The 416-nt window shown below is 69.7% G+C and carries 1 pseudogene; it reads left to right on the top strand.

What is annotated here, in order from left to right:
- Nucleotides 1-416: pseudogene (locus EXE45_RS18115) on the top strand (C4-dicarboxylate ABC transporter permease); the annotation flags it as partial.

Below are 416 nucleotides of genomic sequence, written 5' to 3'. Positions count from 1 at the left end.
GGAGGACAGCCTGCTCGCCGACGAGGAGTCGCTCGACCTCGCGGACGGCGACCGCGGCAGGAGACAGCTCTGGCTGTATCTCCTCTCGCTGCCGCTCTGGGTGGCCGTCGTCTTCGGCCCCACCGTCGTCGCGCCCGCGCTGCTGGGCACCGAGATAGACGGGTCGACGACGATGGTCGGCATCGCCGGCGTCGGCGGCGTCGCCGTCGTGGCCGCGGCGATCCTCTGGCTCGGCTCCGGCATCGAAGAGCGGCTCCGCATGGCGCTCATCTGCTACTCGATCCCGTTCTGGACGATCGTCATGTGGTACTCGTACACCCAGCAGATGCCCCGCGGGCAGTACGCGGTCGCGTTCCTCGGCGGCATCCTCGGGCTGTACGTCCTCTCGGAGCTCGACGAGCCGCTGATCGAGGGCA

The sequence above is a fragment of the Halorubrum sp. SP9 genome, from assembly GCF_005435015.1.
In the GTDB taxonomy this organism is placed as follows: Archaea; Halobacteriota; Halobacteria; order Halobacteriales; family Haloferacaceae; genus Halorubrum; species Halorubrum sodomense.
This window is presented reverse-complemented; position numbering and strand designations above follow the sequence as displayed.